Annotated in this window: 30 protein-coding genes; 18 read left to right on the top strand and 12 right to left on the bottom strand. The window is 66.2% G+C overall.

The features are described 5' to 3' along the window. Positions 1–46: 46 nt before the first annotated feature. Positions 47–1,444: a sensor histidine kinase RegB gene (gene regB, locus VOI27_RS03325; RefSeq protein ID WP_323763869.1), complete on the bottom strand. Its 1,398-nt coding sequence runs from the start codon at positions 1,442–1,444 to the stop codon at positions 47–49. A 93-nt stretch (positions 1,445–1,537) separates the two neighbouring features. Between regB and VOI27_RS03330 the strand changes: the two genes are divergently transcribed. Then, positions 1,538–2,158, top strand: coding sequence for an SCO family protein (locus tag VOI27_RS03330; RefSeq protein ID WP_323763870.1), 621 nt, complete (start codon positions 1,538–1,540; stop codon positions 2,156–2,158). 118 nt (positions 2,159–2,276) lie between these two features. Further along, positions 2,277–2,825, top strand: coding sequence for an ActR/PrrA/RegA family redox response regulator transcription factor (locus tag VOI27_RS03335; protein ID WP_323763871.1), 549 nt, complete (start codon positions 2,277–2,279; stop codon positions 2,823–2,825). 87 nt (positions 2,826–2,912) lie between these two features. Here the strand turns inward: VOI27_RS03335 and VOI27_RS03340 are convergent, their stop codons facing one another. After that, positions 2,913–3,509 carry an HD family hydrolase gene (locus VOI27_RS03340; RefSeq protein ID WP_323763872.1) on the bottom strand — a complete coding sequence of 199 codons (597 nt, stop codon included), beginning with the start codon at positions 3,507–3,509 and terminating at the stop codon, positions 2,913–2,915. A gap of 221 nt (positions 3,510–3,730) precedes the next feature. On the opposite strand from VOI27_RS03340, the gene VOI27_RS03345 reads away from it, so the two are divergent. Both VOI27_RS03345 and ahcY read left to right on the top strand, forming a co-directional pair. Continuing rightward, positions 3,731–4,033: a hypothetical protein gene (locus VOI27_RS03345; protein WP_323763873.1), complete on the top strand. Its 303-nt coding sequence runs from the start codon at positions 3,731–3,733 to the stop codon at positions 4,031–4,033. 77 nt (positions 4,034–4,110) lie between these two features. Next, the gene (ahcY, locus tag VOI27_RS03350) at positions 4,111–5,499 is read left to right on the top strand and encodes an adenosylhomocysteinase (RefSeq protein WP_323763874.1); all 1,389 of its coding nucleotides are present in this window, start codon (positions 4,111–4,113) and stop codon (positions 5,497–5,499) included. A 118-nt stretch (positions 5,500–5,617) separates the two neighbouring features. Here the strand turns inward: ahcY and VOI27_RS03355 are convergent, their stop codons facing one another. Continuing rightward, positions 5,618–5,944, bottom strand: a complete 327-nt coding sequence (locus VOI27_RS03355; protein ID WP_323763875.1) for a hypothetical protein — start codon at positions 5,942–5,944, stop codon at positions 5,618–5,620. Positions 5,945–6,239: 295 nt separating this feature from the next. Here VOI27_RS03355 and VOI27_RS03360 point away from each other — a divergent pair, with 295 nt between their 5' ends. Continuing rightward, on the top strand, positions 6,240–6,581 hold the full coding sequence (locus VOI27_RS03360; RefSeq protein WP_323763876.1) for a DUF2853 family protein: 342 nt from the start codon (positions 6,240–6,242) through the stop codon (positions 6,579–6,581). 397 nt (positions 6,582–6,978) lie between these two features. On the opposite strand, the gene VOI27_RS03365 is transcribed toward VOI27_RS03360, so the two are convergent. The 5 genes from VOI27_RS03365 to tsaD form a co-directional block, all read right to left on the bottom strand. Next, positions 6,979–7,374 carry a DUF1761 domain-containing protein gene (locus VOI27_RS03365; RefSeq protein WP_323763877.1) on the bottom strand — a complete coding sequence of 132 codons (396 nt, stop codon included), beginning with the start codon at positions 7,372–7,374 and terminating at the stop codon, positions 6,979–6,981. 107 nt (positions 7,375–7,481) lie between these two features. Beyond that, on the bottom strand, positions 7,482–7,895 hold the full coding sequence (locus VOI27_RS03370; RefSeq protein ID WP_323763878.1) for an EVE domain-containing protein: 414 nt from the start codon (positions 7,893–7,895) through the stop codon (positions 7,482–7,484). After that, a complete protein-coding gene (locus VOI27_RS03375) occupies positions 7,895–8,164 on the bottom strand; it encodes a YciI family protein (protein ID WP_323763879.1) in 270 nt (89 codons plus the stop codon). Before VOI27_RS03375 ends, VOI27_RS03370 begins: the two co-directional genes overlap by 1 nt. 2 nt (positions 8,165–8,166) lie before the next feature. After that, positions 8,167–9,132 (bottom strand): NAD(P)H-dependent glycerol-3-phosphate dehydrogenase, encoded by a 966-nt coding sequence (locus VOI27_RS03380; RefSeq protein ID WP_323763880.1) that lies wholly within the window; start codon positions 9,130–9,132, stop codon positions 8,167–8,169. Beyond that, complete coding sequence (gene tsaD / locus VOI27_RS03385) at positions 9,129–10,223, bottom strand: tRNA (adenosine(37)-N6)-threonylcarbamoyltransferase complex transferase subunit TsaD (RefSeq protein ID WP_323763881.1); 1,095 nt, start codon at positions 10,221–10,223, stop codon at positions 9,129–9,131. The genes VOI27_RS03380 and tsaD overlap by 4 nt, the downstream gene beginning before the upstream one ends. Before the next feature lie 51 nt (positions 10,224–10,274). Between tsaD and VOI27_RS03390 the strand changes: the two genes are divergently transcribed. Genes VOI27_RS03390 through VOI27_RS03400 form a run of 3 tightly spaced genes read left to right on the top strand, consistent with a single transcriptional unit; the run spans position 10,275 to position 14,200 of the window. Then, a complete protein-coding gene (locus VOI27_RS03390; protein ID WP_323763882.1) occupies positions 10,275–11,018 on the top strand; it encodes a uroporphyrinogen-III synthase in 744 nt (247 codons plus the stop codon). Between the two features lie 49 nt (positions 11,019–11,067). After that, positions 11,068–12,585 carry a hypothetical protein gene (locus tag VOI27_RS03395; protein WP_323763883.1) on the top strand — a complete coding sequence of 506 codons (1,518 nt, stop codon included), beginning with the start codon at positions 11,068–11,070 and terminating at the stop codon, positions 12,583–12,585. A gap of 10 nt (positions 12,586–12,595) precedes the next feature. Continuing rightward, on the top strand, positions 12,596–14,200 hold the full coding sequence (locus VOI27_RS03400; protein ID WP_323763884.1) for a heme biosynthesis protein HemY: 1,605 nt from the start codon (positions 12,596–12,598) through the stop codon (positions 14,198–14,200). Between the two features lie 35 nt (positions 14,201–14,235). On the opposite strand, the gene VOI27_RS03405 is transcribed toward VOI27_RS03400, so the two are convergent. From VOI27_RS03405 to VOI27_RS03415, 3 genes are read right to left on the bottom strand one after another with little or no spacing between them, the layout of a single operon-like run. Then, positions 14,236–15,294, bottom strand: coding sequence for a YeeE/YedE family protein (locus VOI27_RS03405; protein WP_323763885.1), 1,059 nt, complete (start codon positions 15,292–15,294; stop codon positions 14,236–14,238). Between the two features lie 33 nt (positions 15,295–15,327). Next, positions 15,328–15,711, bottom strand: a complete 384-nt coding sequence (locus tag VOI27_RS03410; RefSeq protein ID WP_416374637.1) for an ArsR/SmtB family transcription factor — start codon at positions 15,709–15,711, stop codon at positions 15,328–15,330. Beyond that, positions 15,708–16,088 carry a hypothetical protein gene (locus VOI27_RS03415; protein WP_323763886.1) on the bottom strand — a complete coding sequence of 127 codons (381 nt, stop codon included), beginning with the start codon at positions 16,086–16,088 and terminating at the stop codon, positions 15,708–15,710. Before VOI27_RS03415 ends, VOI27_RS03410 begins: the two co-directional genes overlap by 4 nt. Positions 16,089–16,167: 79 nt before the next feature. Between VOI27_RS03415 and VOI27_RS03420 the strand changes: the two genes are divergently transcribed. The 10 genes from VOI27_RS03420 to VOI27_RS03465 all read left to right on the top strand — a co-directional run bounded on the left by VOI27_RS03420 (position 16,168) and on the right by VOI27_RS03465 (position 24,957). Further along, positions 16,168–16,908 (top strand): cytochrome c biogenesis protein CcdA, encoded by a 741-nt coding sequence (locus VOI27_RS03420; RefSeq protein WP_323763887.1) that lies wholly within the window; start codon positions 16,168–16,170, stop codon positions 16,906–16,908. Between the two features lie 20 nt (positions 16,909–16,928). Further along, positions 16,929–17,513 carry a thioredoxin family protein gene (locus tag VOI27_RS03425; RefSeq protein WP_323763888.1) on the top strand — a complete coding sequence of 195 codons (585 nt, stop codon included), beginning with the start codon at positions 16,929–16,931 and terminating at the stop codon, positions 17,511–17,513. A gap of 117 nt (positions 17,514–17,630) precedes the next feature. Next, on the top strand, positions 17,631–18,110 hold the full coding sequence (gene soxX, locus VOI27_RS03430; protein ID WP_323763889.1) for a sulfur oxidation c-type cytochrome SoxX: 480 nt from the start codon (positions 17,631–17,633) through the stop codon (positions 18,108–18,110). 46 nt (positions 18,111–18,156) lie between these two features. Continuing rightward, entirely contained in the window at positions 18,157–18,573 is a 417-nt protein-coding gene (soxY, locus tag VOI27_RS03435) for a thiosulfate oxidation carrier protein SoxY (RefSeq protein WP_323763890.1), read from the top strand. Between the two features lie 74 nt (positions 18,574–18,647). Continuing rightward, the gene (soxZ, locus tag VOI27_RS03440) at positions 18,648–18,977 is read left to right on the top strand and encodes a thiosulfate oxidation carrier complex protein SoxZ (protein WP_323763891.1); all 330 of its coding nucleotides are present in this window, start codon (positions 18,648–18,650) and stop codon (positions 18,975–18,977) included. 84 nt (positions 18,978–19,061) lie between these two features. Then, a complete protein-coding gene (gene soxA, locus VOI27_RS03445) occupies positions 19,062–19,910 on the top strand; it encodes a sulfur oxidation c-type cytochrome SoxA (protein ID WP_323763892.1) in 849 nt (282 codons plus the stop codon). 84 nt (positions 19,911–19,994) lie between these two features. After that, positions 19,995–21,692: a thiosulfohydrolase SoxB gene (soxB, locus tag VOI27_RS03450; RefSeq protein WP_323763893.1), complete on the top strand. Its 1,698-nt coding sequence runs from the start codon at positions 19,995–19,997 to the stop codon at positions 21,690–21,692. A 127-nt stretch (positions 21,693–21,819) separates the two neighbouring features. Beyond that, on the top strand, positions 21,820–23,088 hold the full coding sequence (soxC, locus tag VOI27_RS03455; protein WP_323763894.1) for a sulfite dehydrogenase: 1,269 nt from the start codon (positions 21,820–21,822) through the stop codon (positions 23,086–23,088). Next, on the top strand, positions 23,072–24,439 hold the full coding sequence (locus tag VOI27_RS03460; protein WP_416374638.1) for a c-type cytochrome: 1,368 nt from the start codon (positions 23,072–23,074) through the stop codon (positions 24,437–24,439). The genes soxC and VOI27_RS03460 overlap by 17 nt, the downstream gene beginning before the upstream one ends. A 95-nt stretch (positions 24,440–24,534) precedes the next feature. Next, the gene (locus tag VOI27_RS03465) at positions 24,535–24,957 is read left to right on the top strand and encodes a DUF302 domain-containing protein (protein ID WP_323763895.1); all 423 of its coding nucleotides are present in this window, start codon (positions 24,535–24,537) and stop codon (positions 24,955–24,957) included. A 46-nt stretch (positions 24,958–25,003) separates the two neighbouring features. Here VOI27_RS03465 and VOI27_RS03470 read toward each other — a convergent pair whose 3' ends face one another. Beyond that, the gene (locus VOI27_RS03470; RefSeq protein ID WP_323763896.1) at positions 25,004–25,912 is read right to left on the bottom strand and encodes an MBL fold metallo-hydrolase; all 909 of its coding nucleotides are present in this window, start codon (positions 25,910–25,912) and stop codon (positions 25,004–25,006) included. Positions 25,913–26,029: the final 117 nt, after the last annotated feature.

Consider the following 26,029-nt stretch of genomic DNA (forward strand, 5'->3'; position numbering starts at 1 on the left):
ACAGCAGGGTTAACAACCCCTTAACATGCGCCGGCAGCCGGCGACTTCAGGCCTCGATCGGCCGGTTCTCTCCCAGCGGTCCCGGGGTCATGCCGATCTGGGCGTCGAGCTTGCTGCGCGGCCAGATCACTTCGATAACGGCGCCGCATTTCTCGCCCCGCGCGCCGCGCAGCTCGTAGGGCGCGGTGGCATTGGCAAAGCTCAGCTCGGCGCCGGAGCGTTCGAGCAGGGTCTTGGCGATGAACAGGCCGAGGCCCATGCCCTCGTAGCCCGGACGCCGCCGCCGGTCGCCCTCGCTGCGCCGCCGGCGGACAAAGGGATCGCCGATCCGGCCGAGCAGCTGCGGCGGATAGCCGGTGCCGTCGTCGACGATACGCACCGAAATCAGGTCGTCGGTCCACATGCTGTCGATCCAGACCGTCCCGCGCGAGAAATCGACCGCATTCTGCACCAGGTTGCGCAGCCCGTGGATGATCTCGGGCTTGCGGCTGACGGTGGGCACGGTGGCTTCGCCGCCGGGGCCGGGCGCATGTTCGTAGTGGATCACCTTGCCGCGTTCCTCATGCGGCTCGGCGGCCTCGCGGATCAGTTCGGACAGCGGCGCGCGACGGACCTGCATGTCCTCCTTGCCGGCGCGGCCCATCGACCGCAGGATGTCGCGGCAGCGGTCGGCCTGGGCGCGGATCAGCAGCGCATCCTCCTTGAGATCGGGGCGGTCGTCGAGCTCTTCGGCGATCTCGGCGCTGGCCAGCTTGATCGTCGCCAGCGGCGTGCCCAGCTCATGCGCCGCCGCTGCCACCACGCCGGCCAGATCGGTCAGCTTCTGCTCGCGCGCCAGCGCCATCTGGGTGGCGGTGACGGCATCCGACATGGTGTGCAGCTCGCTGGTGACCCGCCGCGAATAGACCGACAGGAAGATCAGCGCGATCACCATCGCCAGCCACTTGCCGAAAACAAAGGTATTGGGGGTGCGCAGCACGAAGCCCTCTTCGGTGTGCAGCGGCAGGTGATAGACCGCCAGCAGAGAGACCATCAGGATGGCGGTGGCGGCGATGAAGATCGTCGGCCGGGTGTTCAGCACCGCCGCCGAGATCAGCACCGGGCCGAGCATCAGGATGGCGAAGGGGTTGTGCAGCCCGCCGGTGAGAAACAGCAGGAAGGTCAGCTGCAACAGGTCGAACAGCCCCATCAGCATGTTCTCGGTCGAGCTCAGCCGCTTGTTTTCCGGAAAGATCGCAATCGCGGCAAGGTTGCCGGCGACCGAGAGGCCGATGGCAAAATAGCACAGCCCGATCTCGAGCGAGAGGTTGAACCAGCGCTGCGCCACGATCAGCGCGGTAAGCTGGCCGAAGATCGCCGCCCAGCGCAGCATGATCATGGTGCGCAGCCGGACCCAGTTGCCCCGGCGGTGCTCGGTCAGGAAGTCCGATCCCAAATCCGTCATCTGCTACGTTTTGCCCCTTGAACCCCAACCCCAGATTGATACGTCTCCCGCGAGTTTCGATCAATCATCATCCTGTTTCCGGAGGCCCAGCCCATGGTCCGAATTGCCGCCATCCTCGCCTCTGCTGCCGTGATCGCCCTTGTCGGCGGGCTCTGGTATGCCTCGCGCCCGGCCGATGGTGACCCGTTCGACCCCTGCCGCTCCGCCGCGGTGGCCGGTGGCACCGATGCCATCGGCGGGCCCTTCACCCTGGTCAATGGCGCCGGCGAGACAGTGACCGACGCGGATGTGATCACTGAGCCCGCGATCGTCTATTTCGGCTACACCTTCTGCCCCGACGTCTGCCCGCTGGATTTTGCCCGCAACTCCCAAGCGGTCGACCTGCTGGCCGAAAAGGGCCATTCCGCCACCCCGGTGTTCATCACCGTCGACCCCGAGCGCGACACGCCAGAGGTGGTGCGCGACTTTGCTTTCAACAACCACGAAAAGGCAATCGGGCTGACCGGAACCGAGGAGCAGGTTCAGGCGGCGAGCCGGGCCTATCGCACCTATTACAAGGCGCAGGACAAGAGCGACGACTACTATCTGGTCGATCATTCGACCTTTTCCTACCTGGTGCTGCCGAAGCATGGTTTCGTCGAATATTTCCGCCGCGACACCTCGCCCGAGGACATGGCCGACCGCATGGCCTGTTTCATCGAGGCGGCCACCTGACGGCAGAACCGATCCGCTTGCGGCACCCGTTCTCCGGCACCTGCAGGTTTGACAGCACCGGGGGTACTCTCTTTAATCGCCTGACACGGGCGGACGACCCATCGGGAGGAGTGACGATTTGGCGGAAATTCACGAACTGGGCACAGACAGATCGCTTCTGCTGGTCGACGATGACGAACCCTTTCTGCGCCGGCTCGCCAAGGCGATGGAAAAACGCGGCTTCGAGGTCGAGACCGCGGGCTCCGTCGCCGGCGGTCGCGCCATCGCCACCGCGCGGCCGCCGGCCTATGCGGTGGTCGATCTGCGGCTCGAGGATGGCAACGGGCTCGACGTGGTCGAGGTGCTGCGCGAGAAGCGCCCCGACAGCCGGATCGTGGTGCTGACCGGCTACGGTGCGATTGCCACCGCGGTGGCCGCGGTCAAGATCGGCGCCACCGACTACCTGTCGAAACCCGCCGATGCCACCGACATCACCAATGCTCTGCTGGCCCGCGGCGATGACCTGCCGCCGCCACCGGAAAACCCGATGTCGGCCGACCGGGTGCGCTGGGAACATATCCAGCGGGTCTACGAGCTTTGCGATCGCAACGTGTCCGAGACAGCGCGGCGGCTCAACATGCACCGGCGGACGCTGCAGCGCATCCTGGCGAAACGCTCGCCCAAGTAGCGGAGGGCGGCGCTTGCGGCGCGGACGGGAGTGAGGGGCCAGCCCCTCACGCTCCCCGGAGGTTTTCCGGCAAGATGAAGGAGCAGGTCAGCACTGCGCCAGCAGCGCGGCGTGCCTGGCGGTGAAGTCGTCGCGCACTTCGCGCGGGGGGCGCAATGTGATGGCGAGCCCCTCGGTCAGTGCCTTGTCGGGGCGGCCGAAGAAGCCGTTGGCCTCGGTTTCGGTGAAGCCCGCGATCTGCACCGCCTCCATCCAGGCGCTCACCCGGTCGGCGCGCTTGATCTGCTTCTTGATGCTGGCGGGCAGGGCGGCAGGCAGGCCGAAGCGGATGTGGATGGCGGTAGTGAGCCTGGCGTCGAGCTCGCCGTAGCTGGCACCGATGGCGGCCTTGACCGGCGAGATCATGTCGCCGATCACGTATTCCGGCGCGTCATGCAGCAGCGCGGCCAGCTGCCAGCGCACCGGCGCGCGTGGGTACATCCGGCGGTAGAGCGCCTCGACCAGCAGCGAGTGTTCGGCCACGGTATAGGCGAAATCGCCATGGGTCTGACCGTTCCAGCGGGCGACGAAGGCCAGACCGTGGGCGATATCCTCGATTTCGACATCCATCGGCGTTGGATCGAGCAGGTCGAGCCTGCGGCCGGACAGCATCCTTTGCCATGCGCGCGCGGGTTTTGGGGGCATCTGCGGTCTCCGTTCGGGACGTGGTCCTAGCCCGGTTGTGCCGGTGCTGCAAACCCATTTCGCCCTCCAATGTCCCAAGCGCGCACAGGCACGCACAGGCGCGCACGAGATCGTCAGGCCCCGTGCATGGAACCAAAGCCGGGCCGACCGCATTTAATTACCATAACACTTACCGGGCCGTCGTGCCGGATCGCATGGGGCCCCTCTGATGGAGTAGGCTCATGTTCAAACGACTATTCACCGCATCCCTCGTCTTCGGCACCGTCGCCCTTGGCCCCCCTGCGCTGGCCCAGACCACCTGTATGCCACGCGACCACATGGTCGATTCGCTCAGCAGCAAGTTTTCCGAAAGCCTGGCCGGTGGCGGCCTGCAAACCGAGCAACGCCTGATCGAAATCTGGCGGTCGTCGGATTCGGGAAGCTTTACCATCATCATGACCCGTCCCGACGGGATATCCTGTGTCGTGGCCGCCGGTGAATACTGGCATGACGTCGCCGCAGCGCCCGCCGGCGTTTCCGGCTGACCCACGGCCCCAGCTTGCCCGGACCCTGTGCCGGTGCTATCTGCCGTCCAAACGCTCTTGCCGCAAGGACCGCAGATATGACCAAAGATTACGTCGTCAAAGACATTTCGCTCGCCGACTACGGTCGCAAGGAGCTGGATATTGCCGAAACCGAGATGCCGGGGCTGATGGCCCTGCGCGAGGAATACGGCGGAGCCCAACCGCTGGCCGGAGCGCGGATCGTGGGATCGCTGCACATGACGATCCAGACCGCCGTGCTGATCGAGACGCTGACCGCCCTGGGCGCCGATGTCCGCTGGGCGTCGTGCAACATCTTCTCGACCCAGGACCATGCCGCCGCGGCGATTGCCAAGGCCGGCGTGCCGGTTTTTGCCGTCAAGGGTCAGAGTCTGGAAGAGCACTGGGACTACCTCGACAAGTCCTTCGCCTTCCCCGAAGGCGCCAACATGATCCTCGACGATGGCGGCGACGCCACGCTCTATGTGCTCTTGGGCGCGCGGGCCGAGGCCGGCGAGGATATCCTCGCGGTGCCGGGCTCGGAAGAGGAAGAGGTGATCAAGGCGCAGATCGCTAAGCGGATGAAGGAAAGCCCCGGCTGGTTCACCAAGACCCGCGACGCAATCAAGGGTGTCTCGGAAGAGACCACCACCGGCGTGCACCGGCTCTATGATCTGCACAAGAAGGGCCAGCTGCCCTTCCCGGCGATCAACGTCAACGACTCTGTCACCAAGTCGAAATTCGACAACAAGTATGGCTGCAAGGAAAGCCTCGTCGACGGCATCCGCCGCGCCACCGACACGATGATGGCCGGCAAGGTTGCCGTGGTCTGCGGTTATGGCGACGTCGGCAAGGGCTCGGCCGCCTCGCTGCGCGGTGCTGGCGCCCGGGTGAAAGTGACCGAGGTCGACCCGATCTGCGCGCTGCAGGCCGCAATGGACGGGTTTGAAGTGGTCGTGCTGGAAGACGTCGTTCAGTCAGCGGACATCTTCATCACCACCACCGGCAACAAGGACGTGATCCGCATCGAGCACATGCGCGAGATGAAGAACATGGCCATCGTCGGCAACATCGGCCACTTCGACAACGAGATCCAGGTGGCCAACCTCAAGAACCACAAGTGGACCAACATCAAGGAACAGGTCGACATGATCGAGATGCCCTCGGGCAACAAGATTATCCTGCTGTCCGAAGGGCGTCTGCTGAACCTCGGCAATGCCACCGGTCACCCGTCCTTCGTGATGTCGGCGTCCTTCACCAACCAGGTGCTGGCGCAGATCGAGCTCTGGACCAAGGGCGAGCAATACGACAACCAGGTCTACATCCTGCCCAAGCATCTGGACGAGAAGGTGGCCAAGCTGCACCTCGCCAAGATCGGCGCCAAGCTGACCGAGCTGGCGCCCGAGCAGGCGGCCTATATCGGCGTGACGCCGGAAGGCCCGTTCAAGCCGGAACATTACCGTTACTGACCGCAAGTCACCGGGTTTTGGAGGGCCGTCCATCAGGGCGGCCCTTTTGCTGTCCGGTCTGCGCGCTGCGCTCTGGCAGCGGTCCGCCGGTCGGGCGGAGGCTCAGGTCAGGGTGCCCTCAGTAGTCGGCCTCGAAGTCGTCGTCTTCATCCTCCCATTGCCCTTCGTCATCCGCAGTTGCGTCTTCATACGTTCGGTCGTCCGGATCCTCGGAACCCTCGGAACCCTCGGAACCCTCGGAACCCTCGGGGTCCGCCGGGGCGCTGTCGTTGCCGCGACCGGGGTTGGGGTCGGGCTTGTTCTTGTGGGCATTGGCGCTGCCCTTGCCGTTGGCCTGGGCATTGGCGTTGGGCGTACCGCCCTTGTCGGCGAAGGAGACCGACGGCGCGATCGACAAGGCCGCAACGAGGGCCAGTGTCGAGATACCTCTGATCAATGTGGTCATGAATGCACGCCTGTCAGGCAATGAAATCATGTTGACATGGTACAGCATCAGGCCGGTTGTAGCGGAATAAACTTTTCGTCCTGCGGGTGCGCGCTGCGCCGTGCGCGCGCAGGTCGGGCTCTGGCGACCTCGGGTTCGATCCTGCGCCGAACCCCCCGGTGCGACCAGGATGCCGCGGTCGCCGCGCCGGGGAAATACCGGCCCCATTTAACCGTTGCCCTGCTAACTCGAGCGGCTAAGGTTGCGCAAGTCAAAGCCAGAGCCCGGATGCACGGGACACAGAGGGGAGACAGACATGGGAAAACGCGACGATCTCATTGCGCAATACGCGGATGATCTTCGAAACAAATGCGGCACCGAACCGGATATGGACCTGCTGCGCAAGGTGACGATCGGCTGCGGTCCGGCGATCTACGATTCCGATGCCGCGACAGTGGCGGGGTCTCAGCCCGGTGAATTGCAGACCGTAAAGCAGAACTTCCTGGTCAAGAAGCTGGGGCTCAGCGACGGTCCGGAACTGATGGATGCGATCCAGTCGGTGATCGAGACCTACGGCAAATCCGAGCGCAACAAGTACCGCGCGGTGATCTATTACCTCCTGACCAAGCACTTCGGCAAGGAATCGGTCTACGGCTGAATCCACAGCGATTTGGGTGCGACGAGCAAGGCGTTCCGGCATGGGGCGCCTTTTTTGCTGCCGCCGCCGGGTTTTTCGAGGGAATTCGCGGGTTTGGTTGCCAAATCGTAACCCCGCGTGCAAGCGCCTTGTTTCATTGGCAATTGCGCGGCGCGAGGGGAGGCCATTTACTTCATTTTTACTAAGCCGGATGGACATATTCCTGATTTAGGGAAAACCCGAGCTTCTTGAGGTTTGGCTTGGGGGCCGCGTTAAGCTATTAAAGTTTCATCCCGACCAGAAAGGTTGGAGCCGAAATTCAGATCACGATGGGTGTGTGGGAGCGTCCGGGGTGAGAGGAGAGGGCTCTGGCTTATCGAAGCCGGGGCCCTTTTGCCATTTGGCACCGATCCCCGTCTCAGAAGAGCGTGAGCACCAAACCCATCAGGGCGCAGGCCGTGGTGGCATAGCCGCCGTCGATCAGCGAGAGCTTGAATGGCCGGTTGCCATAGAGATTGTTGATCACGATCCAGGGGCTGATGAAAAACAACCCGATGCCAAGCCCGGCCACAAACCCCTTGCCCAGCGTATCCACACCGCTTAAGGCAAAGGTGTGGCGCATCATCCCCGCCACCAGCAGCAGCATGACGAAAGTGATGGCGAACATCACCGGCGACTGGCCGCCCTCGGGCTTGCCATCAGCGCCCCGCGCCATGCCGACCGCCTCCATCCAGGGCTCGGCTAGAACCATGTACCAGACCGCGCCAAGGCCGAAGCCGGCGAAGGCGGCGATGAGCACGCTGAGGAAATCCATGTGAGTCGCTCCCTGTCAGGACGCCCGCGAATTCAGGCGAAATTAACCTTACCTGAGGATCACCGGTTTCCGTAAAATTTCAAAGGGTTTGATTCCGTTAACCGCAATCACAGCCCGCCGAGGCCGCAAATATGCCGCCATTCCGCTTCGGTCACCGGCTGCACCGAGAGTCGTGAGTTCTTGACCAGAACCATCTCGGCCAGAGCCGGGTCGGCCTTGATGTCATCAAGGCTTACAGCGCGCGGCAGCGGTTCGCGCGCGCGGATATCGACGCAGTCCCAGCGGTCGTCGTCGGTGGTGCTGTCGGGATGGGCTTCGGCGCAGACCTCGACGATGCCGACGATCTCACGGTCTTTTTGCGAGTGGTAGAAGAAGCCGCGGTCACCCACGGCCATCTCGCGCATGAAGTTGCGCGCCTGGTAGTTGCGCACGCCGTCCCATTCCTCGCCCGCGTCGCCCTTGGCGACCTGATCCTCCCAGGACCAGGTCGAAGGCTCTGACTTGAACAGCCAGTAGCGCATCAGCCGACGACCTTCTTCCACTCGATCAGTTCGACGCTGTCGAAGAGGTCGGCCTTGGCATAGGGATCATTGGCGGCCCATTGTTCCGCCGCCGCCATGTCCTCGACCTCGAGCACCACCAGCGAGCCGATCATCTCGCCGTCGTTGATCAGCGGACCAGCCTGGAACACCACGCCGGTCTCCTCGATATAGGCGAGATGGGCGGCGCGGTTGTCCTTGCGGGTCTGCAGGGCGCCGTGCTTGTCGCGGGCGATCAGGGCTATCAACATGGTCATTCTTCCTTCAGGGGTCGGGCGAGAAGCTGGTCCATCGCTGCGCCGACGTCAAGATCGCCCGAGATGATCGCGCTGACCGCACGGGTGATCGGCATCTCGACCCCCTCGCGCTCGGCCACGCCGAGCATGGCGCGGGCGGTGGCGGCACCCTCGACGGTGGTGCCGGGGGCGAAGTCTTCGCCGCGGCCCAGCGCCTGGCCGAAACGGGTGTTGCGCGACTGGGTCGAGGTGCAGGTCAGCGTCAGGTCGCCGAAGCCCGACAGGCCCGCCAGGGTTTCCGGCCGGGCGCCAAGCGCCTGGGCGATGCGGGTCATCTCGGCGAACCCGCGGGTCATCAGCGCGGCGCGGGCCGACTCGCCCAAGCCCGCGCCGATCACCACGCCGCTGGCAATGGCGATCACGTTCTTCAGCCCGCCGCCCAGCTCGGCGCCGGTGACATCGGTGGTGCGGTAGAGCCGCAGGTTGCGGGTCGAGAGGTGTTCCTGCAGGTCCTGGCTGCAGGCGACGCTGCCGCAGGCCAGGGTCAGCGCGGTCGGTAGCCCCCGGGCGATATCGGCGGCAAAGCTCGGGCCGGTCAGGATCGCCGCCTGCGCCTGCGGCAGGATGCGGGTGATCAGGCTGACCGGGCCTTCGCCGGTGCGCAGCGAGAACCCCTTGCAGCAGGCGACCAGCGTCTTGCCGGTCAGAACGTCGGCGTTTTCCTCCAGTAGGGTCTCGAGCTGTTGCATCGGCACCGAGAGCAGCAGGGTGTCGGGCCGGGTTGCCGCCTCGAAATCGCCGGTGGCGGTGAGGCTGTCCGGAAACGGCGCGCCCGGCAGGCGCCTGGCGTTCTCGCGGGCGCTCTGCATTGCCGTCATGGCGGCGCTGTCGCGGCCCCAGAGCAGTACGTCGCGGCCCGCCGCGGCCAATGAGATGGCCAGCGAGGTGCCAAAGGCGCCGGCTCCGATCACGCCGAGGGTCATGCCTTGGCTCCTTTCTTGCCGCTGCCCAGCATCGGCGCGGCGCTTGCATCCAGCGGCCAGCGGGGGCGGGCCGAGAGGGTCATGTCGTCAACCCGGCCCAGCGCCATCCGTTCCAGCCCGGCATAGGCGATCATCGCCGCGTTATCGGTGCAGAGCGCCAGCGGCGGCGCGGTGAAGCCCACCCCGGCTTCGGCGCAGACCGCCTGCAGCGCGGCGCGGATCGGCTGGTTGGCGGCAACGCCTCCGGCCACCGCCAGAATCGGGGTTGCGGGGGCCTCGGCGAGATAGCTGGCCAGCGCGCGCCGGGTCTTTTCCGCCAGCACGTCGACCACTGCCGCCTGAAACCCCGCGCACATGTTGGCGCGGTCCTGACGGGTCAGGCCGGATTTCTCGGCGATCACCGCGTCGCGGGTGCGCAACAGCGCGGTCTTGAGCCCGGAGAACGACATGTCGCAGCCCGGCCGGTCAAGCAGCGGCCGAGGGAAGGCAAAGCGTTTCGCCACGCCTTTCTCTGCTTCTGCCTCGACCGAGGGTCCGCCGGGCTGCAGCAGGCCCAGCAGCCGCGCGGTCTTGTCGAAGGCCTCGCCGGGGGCGTCGTCGATGGTGCCACCGAGGCGGGTGAAGTCCTCGGGGCCGCGGGCAATCAGGAACTGGCAATGGCCGCCAGAGACCAGCAGCATCAGGTAGGGAAACGCCGCGCCATCGGTCAGCCGCGGGGTCAGCGCATGGCCGGCCAGGTGGTTCACGCCGATCAGCGGCAGGCCGGCGCCGGCCGACAGCCCCTTGGCGCACATCACGCCAGAGACCACGCCACCGATCAGCCCCGGGCCGGCGGTCACCGCAATGCCGTCGAGCGCGTCAAGGCCCAGCCCGGCCTGCGCCAGCGCTGCCTTGACGCAGACATCGAGCCGCTCGGCATGGGCGCGGGCCGCGATCTCTGGCACCACGCCGCCAAAGTCCTTGTGCAGCCCGGTCTGGCCCTCGACCACCGAGGCCAGCACCTGCGCCGCACCGGGGGTGCCGCGCACCACCGCGGCAGCGGTGTCGTCGCAGCTGCTTTCGAGGCCGAGAAGGGTGAGCGTTTGGGTCATGGCGGCGCTTCGGTTCGTTGCGGAGGGAACAGGGCGCAGGTAACACTTGCCATGATGGCAAACAATCCCGACCGAGAGCCCCCCGCGCTGCTGCTGACCCGGCCGCGCCCCGACGCCGAGAGCTTTCTCGCCGATCTGCGCAGGCTGGTGACACCGGGGCGGGTGGTGATCTCGCCGGTGCTGCGGATCGTGCCCACCGGGGAGGTGCCGGACCTGTCCGGGGTGGCGGCGCTGATCTTTACCTCGGTCAATGGCGTGCGCTGCTATGCGGGCCCGCCGGGGCTGCGCGCCTTTTGCGTCGGGCGAAAAACCACCGCGGCCGCGCGGCAGGCGGGTCTGCAGGCCGAACTGGCCGGCGAGAGTGCCGATCAGCTGGTGGCGCATCTGACCCGGCTGCGGCCAGAGGGTGCTCTGCTGCATCTGCGCGGCGCCCATGCGCGCGGCGCGGTGGCGGCGCGGCTGACACAAGAGGGCCTCGGGACGCGAGAGCTGATCGTGTACGATCAGCAGGCTTGCGGCTTTACTCATGAGGCGCATGTGCTACTTGAGCAGGAGAGGCCGGTGGTCCTTCCCCTGTTTTCCCCCAGAAGCGCCGAAATCGTCGCGGGGCAGGCCGGGGCGCGGGCCCCGCTCTGGATCGTGGCGCTCAGTCCGGCGGTTGCGCGTGGCGCATCCCTCTTGACACCGGAGCGGCTGGTGATTGCCGCGCGGCCCGATCGTGCGGCGATCTGCGCGGCGGTGGCCGGGGTCCTGAGGCGGGGAAGTCCGCTTGAGGGGCCTCCTGCGGTGCCATAAGGTAATGATATTGCGCCGCTGCAGTAAGATTCGGAAAGGGTGATCCTTGGTGTCAAATTCGAAAGAGCCGAAACCGGAAGAAACCGAAGACAAGCTGGCGGATGACACGCTCTCCAGCGACACCGACCGGATTTCCTCAGCCGGGGCGGAAACGCCGGCCGGTGACGATACCTCTCCCTCTGCCGAAGCGGACAGTCCCGGCGCCGGCGACGACAGCCTTGGCGCCGAGGCTGACACGCCTTTCGAGCCCGAGAGCCGCACCGGCCCCGACACGCTCAGCGGCACCGACACGCTCGCGCCCGCCGATACCGACGAGGTGACCGACGGTGGCGTCGAGACCGCCGATCCACTGGCCGACCCGGACCCGGTGCAGGCCGAGATGGCCGCCGACGAAAGCCATGCCGATGCCGGCAACGAACCCGCGCCAGAGCTGTTCGACGATGCCGGTCCCGCGCCGGCCGACGTCGAAGCCGACAGCCACACGCCCGCCGAGCCGCGCGACCCTGCGCCGGTGACCCCGCCGGTGACCGAAAAGGTCGTCGAGCGCCGCGGTGGCTTTGTGCCGATGGTGCTGGGTGGAATCGTGGCCGCCGGCCTGGGCTATGGCGCCGCCTACTATCTGGGCCAGGACGACAGCTTCGAGACCGAGACCCGCGCCGCGCTCGAGGCGCAATCGGGTCGGCTCGACGGCGTTTCGCAGCAGATCACCACAATCTCCGCCGATGTGACCGAGCGGATCGACGGGCTCGCGGCCGACCTCACCAGCACGCAAGAGGCGGTTGGGGCGACCGAGGGCGAGCTTGGCGCCCAGAACGAGCGGCTGACCAGCGTCGAAGCGCTGCGCGAGGATCTCGCCGCGCTTGACGAGCGGCTGACCACGCTGGCGAAACGGCCGATTGCCGACACCGTCTCGCGCGAGGCAATTGCCGCCTACGAGGCCGAGCTCGAGCGGCTGCGCGGCTCGATGGAGGAACAGCGGGTCGCCATCGAGGAGACCATCGCCGCCGAGAAGGTCAAGATCGAGCAGATCGCCCAGGAAGCCACCCAGATGGAGGAGCGCGCGCTGGAAGAGGCGCGTATCTCGGCCGCCCGCACCGTGCTGACCCAGGTGCTGACCGCGCTGGAGACCGGCGAGCCCTTCGAGGCTGCGCTGGCCGAGCTGGCCGAAACCGTCGAGGACGAGATGCCGGCGCTGCAGGCCGCGGCTGCCGAGGGGGTCGTGACCCAGGCCGCGCTGCGCGAACGCTTTCCCGATGACGCCCGCGCCGCGCTACGCGCCTCTCGCGAGGCCGGCGCCGATGGCGAGGAGGCCGGCATCGGCGGTGTGCTCGAGAAGATGTTCGAGGTGCGCTCGGTGGCGCCGCGCGACGGGGTCGACACCGACGCCATCCTGTCACGCGCCGAGGCCGCCGTGCGCAACGGCAACTTCCGCGTGGCGCTTGACGAATTGACGGCGCTGCCCGAAGAGGCAAAGGCGCCACTGGCCGAATGGGTGGCAGACGCCGAGGCCCGCATGGCGGCGCTCGACGAAGCCAATGCCGTCGCGGCACGCCTGAACCAGGGATAAGGACGAAAATATGCTTTGGTCACTTCTGAAAATTCTCGTCTTTGTTGCCGTGGTTCTGGCGCTGGCCTGGGGCGCTGGCTGGCTGTTGGAATATGACGGCGCCGGCATGCGGCTCACCTTCAACGGTCAGGAATTCACCTTCACCGCGTTGCAGGCGGTGCTGGCACTGATGGCGCTGTTGGTGGCGCTCTGGGTGCTGCTCAAGGTGGTGTCATTCCTGGTGGCGCTGATCCGCTTCGTGAACGGCGACGAAACTGCGATCTCGCGCTATTTCGACCGCAACCGGGAGCGCAAGGGCTTTCAGGCGCTCAGCGACGGGCTGATGGCGCTGGCCTCGGGAGAGGGCAAGGTGGCGATGGCCAAGGCGGCCAAGGCCGACCGCTACCTCAACAAGCCCGAGCTGACCAATCTGCTGACCGCCCAGGCGGCCGAGATGGCGGGCGACCGCGACAAGGCGGAATCGGTCTACAAGAAGCTGGTGGCCAACGAGAAGACCCGCTTCGTGGGCGTGCGCGGGGTGATGAAGCAGCGGCTGGCCGAGGGCGACACCGACACCGCTCTGAAACTGGCCGAGCGGGCCTTTGCGATCAAGCCCAAGCACGAGGAGACGCAGGACATCCTGCTCAAGCTGCAGGCCGACAGCGGCGATTGGGCCGGTGCCCGCAAGACGCTGAACGCCAAGCTGAAATCCGGCAACCTGCCGCGCGACGTGCACCGCCGGCGCGAGGCGGTTCTGGCCCTGTCAGAGGCGCGCGAGGTGGCCGCCGACGGCCGCACCATCGAACAGCGCGAGACCGCGATCGAGGCCAACCGCCTGTCGCCAGAGCTGATCCCGGCGGCGGTGATGGCGGCGCGCAGCTATATCGAGCAGGGCAAGTCGAAATACGCGACGCGGGTGATCAAGAAGGCCTGGGAGGCGCAGCCGCATCCCGACCTGGCCGCGACCTTTGCCGCCATCGAGCCCGACGAGACGCCGGCCTCGCGGATCAAGCGCTTCCAGCACCTCACGCGGCTGGCACCGGATCACCGCGAGACCAAGTTGCTTCTGGCCGAGCTGCACATCGCCGACGAGGACTTCCCCGGTGCGCGCCGTGCGCTGGGGGATCTGGCCGAGACCGATCCCGACACCCGCACGCTGACCATCATGGCCGCGATCGAGCGCGGTGAAGGCGCCTCTGACGCGGTGGTCAAGGGCTGGCTGGCGCGCGCGCTCAACGCGCCGCGCGGGCCGCATTGGGTCTGCGACAACTGCTCCAACATCCAGAGCGAATGGACCGCGACCTGCACCAATTGCGGCGCGCTTGACACGCTGAGCTGGAAGAGCCCGCCGGCCGAGGCGGCCTCGTCCAATGCCGACAGCGCCATGCTGCCGCTGATCGTCGGCGCGATCGAGGATCATTCCGGCAAGGACATGGCGGCGCAGGACAGCGTGCTCGCTGGGCGGGCGATGCACAACGGGCCGACCATGGGCGAAAAACTGGCCGAGGATGCCGGTCACGATCCGACCATGGCCGAGCGGATGGCCGAGACCGCCGACCCGACCATGGCCGAGAAACTGGCGGATGACGCCGTGATCGTCGAGGACGACACCGCCCAGGCCGCGCCCCGGCGCTGACGGGACAGCTTCGCCCCGGATCTTCTTCGCCCCGGTCACTCAGCCGGGGCGAAGCCCAGCATCAGCTGGCGCAGGCCGATGTAGCCGCCGGCAAGGATCGCCGCCAGCGTCACCGGCGCGCTAAAGGCCAAGAGCGACATCGCCGAGAGCCCCTGACCGACGCTGCAGCCGGTCGCCACCACCGCCCCCAGCCCCATCAGTACCGCGCCACCGATCTGGCGGCGCAATTCGCGCGGGTCGTCACAGGCCTCCCAGCGGAACTGGCCGCGGAGCATCGAGCCTATGAAGGCCCCCGCCAGAACCCCCGTCACCGAGCCGACGCCGAAGCTGAGCGTCAACCCCGAGGACAACATGGCAAAGAGCAGCGTGTCGCCCAGCGGTTTGGAAAAGCTGTGTGCGGCGACGGGAAGATCCTCCCAGCCGTGCCGCGCCACCCAGGAGGTGCCGGCCCAGGCCAGAACCACCGCCAGCCCGACCACCGCGCCCCAGACCAGCGTCGACGGTGCGCGGTGCACGTGGCGCGGCGCGGCGACCAGCGCCAGGATCGTCATGCCGATGGCGAGGCCGATCGGCGCCACCGGCAGGCCGGTCAGGGCCGCGAGCCCATGGGCGATGCCGGGCAGGGCCTGCGCATCGGCCTCGACCACCGGGAACAGGGCCAGCCGCAGTGTCGCCAGCGGACCGGAGAGCGCCACGTAGGCCGAGACCCCGGTGACCGGCACGATGACAAAGGAGCGAAGGTCGCCGCCGCCGAGCCGCGCCAGCGCGCCGAAACCGCAATTGCCGCTGATTGCCATGCCGTAGCCAAAGACCAGCCCGCCCAGCACCGAGGCGAGCGGCGACCAGCCGCCCGAGAGATAGACCGGCGCTGCGGCATCGAGCCAGCCGAGCGCGATCAGGCCAAAACTGCCGGTGACGGCGGTGCCGATGGCGATGCCCCACATCCGCAGGCGCAGGTCGCTGCTGGAATAGAAATAATCCTCGATCGCGCCAAGGGTGCAGAACCTCCCCAGACGCGCCGCGAGGCCGAGCAGTGCGCCGCTCAGCAGACCGACCAGCGCCATCGCGGGGCCGTCTCCCAGGGTCTCCAACATCGGTCCTTCCTCCCCGAAGTCCCGCCCGCCGGCCTAGCGGTCGTCGCCCTCCGGCCGGCAGAACATGTCATAGACGATCTCCATGATCTGCCGCGGCCGGTCGTCGGCCAGCGAGTAGTAGATCGCCTTGCCGTCGCGCCGCGGCTTGACCATGCCCTCGAGCCTGAGCCGCGAGAGCTGCTGCGACACCGCCGCCTGCCGTGCCGAGAGCAGGTCCTCGAGCTCGGTCACCGATTTCTCGCCGGTGGCGAGGTGGCAGAGGATCATCAGCCGGCCCTCGTGGCCCAGCGCCTTGAGGAAATTGGCGGCGTTGGTGGCGTTCTCCATCATCCGCTCGATGTCTTCCTCGCAGGTGGTCTCGTCGAAAGCGGGCAGCGGCGAGGCTGTCGCAGTGCCCGGGTTCATCGCTCCGCTCATCCTGCGGCCTCCTGCGTTTGCGCGCGTTCGATCAGCTGGCCCAGCAGGCCCCAGAAGAAATCCTCGCCCGGATAGCCTTCGATGCGCCCGTGTTCCTCACCATCGACCAATAGCACGAATGTCGGGGTAAAATGCAGCCCGCGGGCAAATTCCATGCCCTCCGGCGGGCGCTCGCGGATGTCGATGCGCTGCAGGGGCGCCAGGACGCCCTCCTCGGTCTTGTGATAGACCGGCGCGATCTCTTCGTTCCAGCGGGCGCACCAGATGCAGCCGGGCTCCTCGACCATCACCAATGCCATCTCGGCACGGGCAGGCCCGGCAAGAGCCAGGGTCAGCACCACCAGGGCCGACAGGAGACGCGGGGCAATCCTCAGCATGTGATGTATTTCATTTGATCCGAACCTGATATACCACATAATCTGAATATGTGAATTTTACAAGCAGGACGGTCCGCCGATGTTCGATGTCACATTTGCCGGTGCGCTTCTGGCGGGGCTGTTGTCGTTCCTGTCGCCCTGCATCCTGCCGATCGTGCCGTTCTACCTGTCCTACCTGGCCGGCGTCGGGATGAACCAGGTGACGGCCAGCGCCGAGATCTCGGGCGCGGTGCGGCTGCGCGCGGTGCTGGCGGCGAGTTGTTTCGCGCTGGGGGTGATTACCGTCTTCGTGGCGCTCGGGGCCTCGGCGACGATCTTCGGCCAGATGCTGCGCGACTATTTCGACATCCTGCGCTGGATGGCGGCGGCGGTCATCATCGTCATGGGGCTGCATTTCCTCGGCGTGATCCGCATCGGGCTGCTCTATCGCCAGTTCCGCGCCGACACCGGCGAGACCTCGAACCTGAGTCTGCTCGGCGCCTATGTGATCGGGCTCGCCTTCGCCTTTGGCTGGACGCCCTGCGTCGGCCCGGTGCTGGCGGCGATCCTGTTCACCGCCGCCGGACAAGAGACGGCAAGCACCGGCGCCGGGTTGCTCTTTGTCTACGGGCTGGGGATGACGCTGCCGTTCATCGTGGCGGCGATGTTCATCGGGCCGTTCATGCGCTGGATGGCGCGGTTCCGCCGCCACCTGCCCAAGATCGAAAAGGCGATGGGGGTGCTGCTGATCATCTTTGGCGTGCTGATCGCCACCGATACGGTAAACTACATCGCACAATGGATGCTCGAGACCTTTCCGGTCTTCATGCAGATCGGCTGACCCCAGCCAAGGAGGATCGTATGACACGTTTGCTTGCCACCCTCGCCGCGCTGCTTGTTGCGCTGCCGCTGATGACCGCCGCCGCCGAGTTGGGCGACGACGGACTGCACAAGACGCCCTGGATGCGCGACACCTTCAAGGACCTGCGCGAGGATCTTGCCGAGGCCAATGCCGAGGGCAAGCGCCTGGCGCTGTTCTTCGAGCAGCGCGGGTGTATCTATTGCGACAAGATGCACGAAGAGGTCTTTCCCCGCCCCGAGATCACCCGGATGATCGAGGACAACTACTTCGTGGTGCAGCTCAACCTGCATGGCGACATCGAGGTCACCGATTTCGACGGCGAGACGCTGAGCGAGAAGGACATGGCCCGCAAGTGGGGGATTCTCTTTACCCCCACGGTGATGTTCCTGCCCGAAGAGGTGCCCGAGGACGCGACCGCGCCGCAGGCCGCCGTGGCGGTGATGCCCGGCGCCTTTGGCCCCGGAACCACATTGGACATGTTCACATGGGTTGCGGAGAAGAGATATCTGCTTGATAACGGCGAGGATTTTCAGCGATACCATGCGCGGATGATCCAGGAACGCGACAACGGCCGGACCGACTAGTCAGATTGACTAATTCAAAGTCATGAATTTGTTGTTGCGTCGATGGGTCGCGCTGGACTAGGCTGTGCGAAGCAACCTGATACGAAAAATCACAAGGTAGCGACTTAGGGAGGGAATATGAGGCTCACGACACTAGCATTGGCGGTCGCCTCGCTGGGCGCAACGGCCGCACTCGCGGCAGACGTGGCCCCGCAGGATGTCACCTACGACGATTACGGCGCGATCGAGGCCTCGCTCTCGGGTGCCCCGGGCGACGCCGAAAGCGGCGCGGTGATCATGAAGACCAAGTCCAAGGGCAACTGCATCTCGTGCCACGCGGTCTCCGAGCTGTCCGATGCGCCGTTCCACGGCGAGGTCGGGCCGGTGCTCGACGGCGTCGGGTCGCGCTGGGAAGCGGCCGAACTGCGCGGCATCGTGGCCAATGCCAAGATGACCTACGACGGCACGGTGATGCCGGCCTTCTACAAGACCAGCGGTTTCATCCGCCCCGGCGACGGCTTTACCGGCAAGGCAGGCGACGAGCCGCTGCCGCCGCTGCTGAGCGCGCAGGAGATCGAAGACGTGGTGGCGTTCCTGATGACGTTGCAAGACGAGTGAGCGTCGGCCAGAGACCGCCAGCCAGACGAGACCAAGGAGACAGATGATGGATTTCACGCGACGCGAAACCCTGGCACTGGGTGCCGGTGCCGCGCTTCTGACCGTTCTGCCGATGCGCGCATTCGCGTCGGTCGACGATCTGATCAACGAGTTCACCGGCGGGGCCGATGTGGGCGAGGGCGGTCTTGAGCTGACCGCGCCCGAGATCGCCGAGAACGGCAACACCGTGCCGATCGAGGTGTCCGCCCCCGGCGCCACCGCCATCGCGGTCTATGCCGCCGGCAACCCGACGCCGCCGGTCGCGACCTTCACATTCGGCCCGCTGGCCGCCGCGCAGGAGGCCGCGACGCGGATCCGCCTTGCCGGCACGCAGGACGTGATCGCCGTGGCCAAGATGGCCGACGGCAGCTTTGTCCGCGCCTCCAAGACCGTCAAGGTCACCATCGGCGGCTGCGGCGGCTAAGCGGAGCAGTCCCGGCAAAAGTGGAACCCGGTTTTGCGGTTCGGGACTGCGACCAGAAACAAGGAGTACTAGCTATGGCAAAAGGCGTAAAACCCCGCGTCAAGGTTCCCAAGCAGGCTGCGGCCGGCGAGGCGATCACAATCAAGACCCTGATCAGCCACCAGATGGAATCCGGTCAGCGCAAGGACGGTGACGGCAATGTCATTCCGCGCTCGATCATCAATCGCTTTACCTGCGATTTCAACGGCGAGAACGTGATCGACGTCACGCTCGAGCCGGCGATCTCGACCAACCCGTATTTCCAGTTCGAGGCCACCGTGCCGGAAGCCGGTGAATTCAAGTTCACCTGGTACGACGACGACGGCTCGGTCTACGAGGAAACCAAGGAAATCGCGGTCGGCTGAGGGCCCCTGCCGGCTCCGGATGCACCGGGGCGGGCGCGCCATCTGATCCCGAAAACGGGGCAGGACAGCTTAGGGAGGGAATACATGAAACTTACCGCACTCACCGCCGTCGCGGCGCTTGTCGCCGCCGCACCGGCCCTGGCCGGCGGGCCGGATGATGACAACCTTGTCGTCAACGGCGATGTCGAGATGATCACCAAGACCGAAGCGCCCGCCCATCTGGACGGCGCGCTTGGGGGGCAGGTGATCTCTGGCTGGCATTACCGCACCGACGAGACCCAGGCGCTCGAGCTCGACGATTTCGACAATCCCGGCATGATCTTTGTCGACCAGGCGCTCGATCAGTTCGACGTGGTCGAGGGTGGTGCCGACAAGAGCTGCGCCTCCTGCCACGAGGATATCGAGGCCTTTACCGGCCTTGCCACCCAGATGCCCAAGGTCAATGAGGCCGGCGAGCTGGTGGTGATGGAAGACCTGATCAACGCCTGCCGGACCGAGCGGATGGAGGCCGATGCCTGGGGCTGGTCCAGCGCGCCGATGCAGGCCATGGTCGCCGCCATCGCGCACCAGTCGCGCGGCATGCCGATCGACGTGGCCATCGACGGCCCGGCCCAGACCTTCTGGGAGCAGGGCAAGGAGATGTATTACACCCGCTACGGCCAGCTGGAACTGTCCTGCGCCAATTGCCACGAGGACAACAACGGCAATTACATCCGCGCCGACCACCTGTCCCAAGGCCAGACCAACGGCTTTCCGACCTATCGTCTGAAGCAGGCCAAGCTGATCTCCAAGCACAACCGCTTCCGCGGCTGCATCCGCGACACCCGTGCCGAGACCTTCGCCGAAGGCTCCGACGAGTTCCGCGCGCTGGAGCTCTACGTCGCCTCGCGCGGCAACGGCCTGTCGATCGAGACACCGGCGGTCCGCCAGTAACCCATCGCCCCGCGCTGTCACCGGCGCGGGGTTTCCTGCCTCTAACTCATTCACATATGCGCATGTGAAAAGGATGAATGCCCGATGATCTCCCGCCGCGATTTCCTTCAGGTCTCGATGGCCGCCTCTGCCATGCTGGGCGCCTCCGGTTTCGGCAACTGGTCGCGCCTTGCCGCGCAGCAGGCGCTGACCCAGGACCAGCTGCTCGAGTTCGACACCTTCGGGAATGTCTCGCTGATCCATGTCACCGACATCCACGCGCAGATGAAGCCGATCTATTTCCGCGAACCTTCGATCAACATCGGCGTCGGCGAGAACAAGGGAGTGGTGCCGCATGTCACCGGCGCCGATTTCCGCCGGCTCTACGGCATCGACGACGGCTCGCCGGCGCATTACGCGCTGTCGTCGGGTGATTTCTCGGCACTGGCGCAGGCGTATGGCCGGGTCGGCGGGCTCGACCGGGTGGCCACGGTGATCAATGCGATCCGCGCCGACCGCCCCGATGCGCTGCTGCTCGACGGCGGCGATACATGGCACGGCAGCTACACCTGCTATCACACGCAGGGCCAGGACATGGTCAATGTGATGAACGCGCTGAAGCCCGACGCGATGACCTTCCACTGGGAGTTCACCCTCGGCTCCGGGCGGGTGCAGGAGATCGTCGAGGGGCTGCCCTTTGCCGCTCTGGGCCAGAACATCTTCGACGCCGAATGGGACGAGCCGGCCGAGCTCTTCCCGCCCTACAAGTTCTTCGAGCGCGGTGGCGTCAAGATCGCCGTCATCGGTCAGGCCTTTCCCTACATGCCGATCGCCAACCCCGGCTGGATGTTCCCGGAATACGCCTTCGGCATCCGCGACGAGCACATGCAGGAGATGGTGGACGAGGTCCGTGCGCAGGGCGCCGAGCTGGTGGTCTGCCTGTCGCACAACGGCTTTGACGTCGACAAGAAGATGGCCGGCATCGTCACCGGCATCGACGTGATCCTGTCGGGCCATACCCATGACGCGCTGCCCGAACCGGTGCTGGTCGGCGACACCATCATCGTGGCCTCGGGGTCGAACGGCAAGTTCGTCTCCCGCGTCGATCTCGACGTGCAGAACGGCCGGATGATGGGCTTCCGCCACAAGCTGATCCCGATCTTCTCGGACGTGATCACCCCCGACGCAGAGGTTGCCGCCGTCATCGATGAGCAGCGCGCGCCCTATGAGGCCGCGCTGAAAGAGGTGATCGGCGAGACCGACACGCTGCTCTATCGCCGTGGCAACTTCAACGGCTCGTGGGATGATCTGATCTGCGACGCGCTGCTTTCCGAACGCGAGGCGCAGATCGCGCTCTCGCCCGGCGTGCGCTGGGGGCCGTCGCTGATCCCCGGCCAGAAGATCACCCGCGAGGATATCTGGAACGTCACCTCGATGACCTACCCCGAGGCCTATCGCACCGAAATGACCGGCGAGTTCCTCAAGATCGTGCTGGAAGACGTGGCCGACAACATCTTCAACCCCGACCCCTATTACCAGCAGGGCGGCGACATGGTCCGCGTGGGCGGCATGGGCTACCGCATCGACATCTCCAAGCCGCAAGGCGAACGGATCTCCGACATGACCCTGCTCTCGACCGGCGAGGCGATCGACCCGGCCAAGAGCTACGTCGTTGCCGGCTGGGCCTCGGTCAACGAAGGCACCGAGGGGCCGCCGATCTGGGACGTGGTGGAAAGCCATATCTCCAAGCTGGGCACCGTCCGGCTTGATCCGAATGCAAGCGTGGCCGTCACCGGCCTCTGAGGACCCAAAGACCCGACTGACCCCGCCCGCACCCCGGGCATGAGACCCGCGCCGTGCTGCCCTCCGGGCAGTGCGCCGGACCCTTGCGCCCTGACGCGGCGCAGCGAACTTAAAGGAGACGGACCGCATGTCTGATATCCCGAAGTCCTCCCGCCGCGCCTTCCTGCGCGGCAGCGTCGCCGCCGCTGCCGGCGCCGTCACCGCAAGCGCTGCACGCGCCGCGACCCCCGACCCGCTGATCACCGAGGTGCAGGACTGGGCGTCCGGTTTCGGCCATGGCGTCGACGAGGTGCCCTATGGCCTGCCGATCGAGCACGAGAGCGACGTGATCCGGCGCAATGTGGAATGGCTCACCGCCGATACCATCAGCTCGATCAACTTCACCCCGATCCACGCGCTCGACGGCACCATCACGCCGCAGGGCTGCGCCTTCGAGCGGCACCACTCCGGCGCGATCGAGCTTCGCAAGCAGGACTACCGGCTGATGATCAACGGGCTGGTCGAGACGCCGCTGGTCTTTACCTATGCCGATCTCGAGCGTTTCCCGCGCGAGAACCACGTCTATTTCTGCGAGTGCGCGGCAAACACCGGCATGGAATGGGCCGGGGCGCAGCTCAATGGCGCGCAGTTCACCCATGGCATGATCCACAACATGGAATACACCGGCGTGCCGCTGCGCACCCTGCTGGCCGAGGCCGGGATCACGGGCGAGACCACGGGCAAATGGGTCTATGTCGAGGGCGCGGATGCCTCGTCGAACGGCCGTTCGATCCCGCTGGACAAGGCGCTCGATGACGTACTGGTGGCCTTCAAGGCCAATGGCGAGGCGCTCAGAAAGGAGCACGGCTACCCGGTGCGGCTGGTGGTGCCGGGCTGGGAGGGCAACCTCTGGATCAAGTGGCTGCGCCGGATCGAGGTGCTCGACCAGCCGGTCGAGAGCCGCGAGGAGACCTCGAAATACACCGATACGCTGGCCGACGGGACCAGCCGCAAATGGACATGGGTGATGGACGCCAAGTCGGTCATCACCTCACCCTCACCGCAAATGCCCATCACTCACGGAAAGGGCCCGCTGGTCATCACCGGCATGGCCTGGACAGGGCACGGGCGGATCACCCGCGTCGACGTCTCCAAGGACGGCGGCAAGAGCTGGGAGACCGCGCGGCTCGCGCAGGAGGGTGGAAACAAGGCGCTGGTGCGCTTCTACCTCGATACCGTGTGGGACGGCGAGGAGATGCTGCTGCAGGCGCGGGCGATGGACGAGACCGGCTATGTGCAGCCGACCAAGGACCAGCTGCGCGCGGTGCGGGGCGAGAACTCGATCTACCACAACAACTGCATCCAGACCTGGCATGTGAAATCCAGCGGGGAGGCTGAAAATGTCGAAGTTTCCTAATCTCGCCCTGTTTGCCGGCGGCGCCTTGGCGATCGCCGCCACTGCCGGGCTGGCCGTCAGCCTGGCCGACCGCTTCGTCGTGCCGATGCCCGAGGCGGCGCCCACCGTGGCTTTCCGCATCCCCGGCGGCGGGGCGCCCGAGGTCGAGGTCCTCACGGCGGCCGCACAGGTGGAGCCCGCTGCGGAAGGCAGCCCGGAAGATGCTGCGGAGGCAATCGCCGGGGCCGGACAGCAGGAAACGGTCGCCCAAAGCGAGGAAATGGCTGCCGAAGTCGCGAAAGCCGAGGCCGAAGAGGGAGCGATGGCGACCGAAGAGGCCGCTGCGGAGGCCAAACCCACCCGCCGGTTCGGCCTCGGCCGCCCGGCATTGCCCGAGGAAGTCTCCGCCTGGGACGTCGACGTGGTGCCGGACGGCACCGGCTTGCCCGAGGGCTCCGGCGACGTCTGGACCGGCGAGGAGATCTTTGCCGAGCAATGCGCCTCTTGCCACGGCGATTTCGCCGAGGGCGTTGGCAACTGGCCGAAGCTCGCCGGCGGCTGGGACACGCTCGACCGCAAGGACCCGGTCAAGACCGTGGGCAGCTACTGGCCCTATCTCTCGACGGTCTGGGACTATGTCCACCGCTCGATGCCCTTCGGCGCGGCGCAGACGCTGAGCGATGACGAGGTCTATGCGATCACCGCCTATGTCCTCTATTCCAACGATATCGTGGACGAGGACTTCACCCTCAGCCACGAGAACTTCCTCGAGGTCGAGATGCCCAACGCCGGGGGCTTCGTGATCGACGACCGGGCCGAGACCGAATATGCCCGGTGGCGCGCCGCGCCCTGCATGACGGAGTGCAAGGACAGCGTCGAGATCACCATGCGCGCCACCGTGCTCGACGTGACGCCCGACGAGGCGGCGGCGGCCAGTTTTGAGCAGGACGCGGAGGCGGTCAACGCGGCGGTCGACGCGGCCGCGATGGACGCCCCGGCAGAGCCAGAGGCCGACACCGCCGAAACGACACCACCGGCAGCGCTCGACGCGGACCTGGTGGCGGCCGGCGAGCGGGTGTTCAAGAAGTGCAAATCCTGCCACCAGCTGGGTGCGGGCGCGAAGAACCGCACCGGGCCGATGCTCAACGGCATCGTCGGCCACCCGGCCGGCGCGGTCGAGGGGTTCAAGTATTCCAGGGCAATTGAAGAGGCGGGCAACGCCGGGCTGGTCTGGACCGAGGCCGAGCTGAAGGCCTTTCTCGCCAAGCCGCGCGACTACCTCAAGGGCACCAAGATGTCCTTTGCCGGCCTGCGCAAGGAGGACGAGCAGGATGCGGTGGTCGAATACCTGAAATCCTTCGTCGCCGAGTGAACCCGCGACGGGGCGACGCCGGTTTCCCGGGCTGCTATGGTGCCCCGAGAGCCGGGCGTTGCCCGCCGCCGGTCCGAGAGAGAGGAGCCTGACCGATGAAATACCTGCTACCGCTGATCCTGGCCGCGGGCGCCGCCTGCGCCGAGGAACCGGTGATCGTTCATCCCTATGACGGCAACCACGCGGACGCGCTGTTCAGCCTCGAGAACGCCATCATCAACCAGGGGCTGGTGGTGGATTATCACAGCCAGGTCGGCGAGATGCTGGCCCGCACCCGCGAGGATGTGGGCGGCGCGCAGATCTTCGAGGCGGCGGATGTGCTGCTGTTCTGTTCCGCCACGGTTTCGCGGCAGGTGATGGAGGCCGACCCGCTGAATGTCGCCTATTGCCCCTATGGCATCTTTGTCACCGAGCGCGAGGGGCAGGTCGAGATCGGCTATCGCAGCTATCCCGAGGGCCCGATGGACGCGGTGGAAGAGCTGCTGGGCGCGATCGTTGAGGAGGCGCTGGCCTTCTGAGGCGCTCCTCGGCCCCGCACGGGGCCTCCTCGCGGGGCGCGGGGCTTCAGTCGTTCTCCGGCAGGAAGACATAGCCCTCGCCCTGCCGCGCGACCCGGCCCAACCCACCGGGCAGGTGAAAGCCGATCAGCCGCATATCCTCGGTGGTGATCTGGTCGAGCAGTCGAAGCCGGGTGGCGGCGGCGGTCTCGGCATCCTGGTCAGAGCCTGAGGGCCAGCCAGGCCTTTCGAAGGCCACGTGGTGGTTGCCGATGGCATCGCCCACCACCATCAACGCCTCCGAGCCATGGCGCAGCTCGAAGGCCATGTGGCCGGGGGTATGGCCGAAGCTGGCATGGGCCAGCACGCCGGTCAGGATTTCCTCGCCGTCTTGGAAGGTCGCAAGCAGGTCGTCCACCGCCTCGAGCCGCCGTTTCGCGCCGACCGCGAAGGCCTGACGCTCGGCACCGATGGTGTCGACGGTGTTCGGGTCGCGCCAGTAGTCGAGCTCTTTCGCGCCGATCAGATGGGTGGCTTCGGCAAAGAGCGGATCGCCGAAATCATCGAGTAACCCCCAGATATGGTCTGGATGGCCGTGGGTGACCACAACATGCGTCACATCCTCTGGCGAGAGGTCGAGGCTGTCCATCGCTTCGAGCAGTTTACCGGCGGAGGGCTGGAAATCCGCGCCGGCACCGGCATCGAAGAGCACCACCCGGTCCCCGTCGCGCAGCAGCGTGAGGTTGCATTCCGGCGTCAGCGCGGCGCGGTCGAGCTGGTATTTCTGCACGATCGGCGCCAGCGCCTCCTGCGGCATCGGACCGAAGACGAACTCGCCGGGCAGCACCAGATTGCCATCGCTCAGCGTGTCGATCCGCAGGTTGCCGAGCGTGGTGCCGGCCCAGAGCGGGCCGGCCGCGGCCAGCCCGGCGCTGGCGCCGAGACCGGCGAGGAGATCTCTGCGTGTGACTGTCATGGTGGCCGCCTCCCGAACATAATGTCTTATTCGAATGTGACGGTTCTATTGTCGGATGGCAAGGAATTCGGGGGCTCTGCCCCCGGACCCCCGCGGTATTTTCAAACAGAAGAAGGA

The organism is Marinovum sp., from assembly GCF_034669705.1.
In the GTDB taxonomy this organism is placed as follows: domain Bacteria; phylum Pseudomonadota; class Alphaproteobacteria; order Rhodobacterales; family Rhodobacteraceae; genus Marinovum.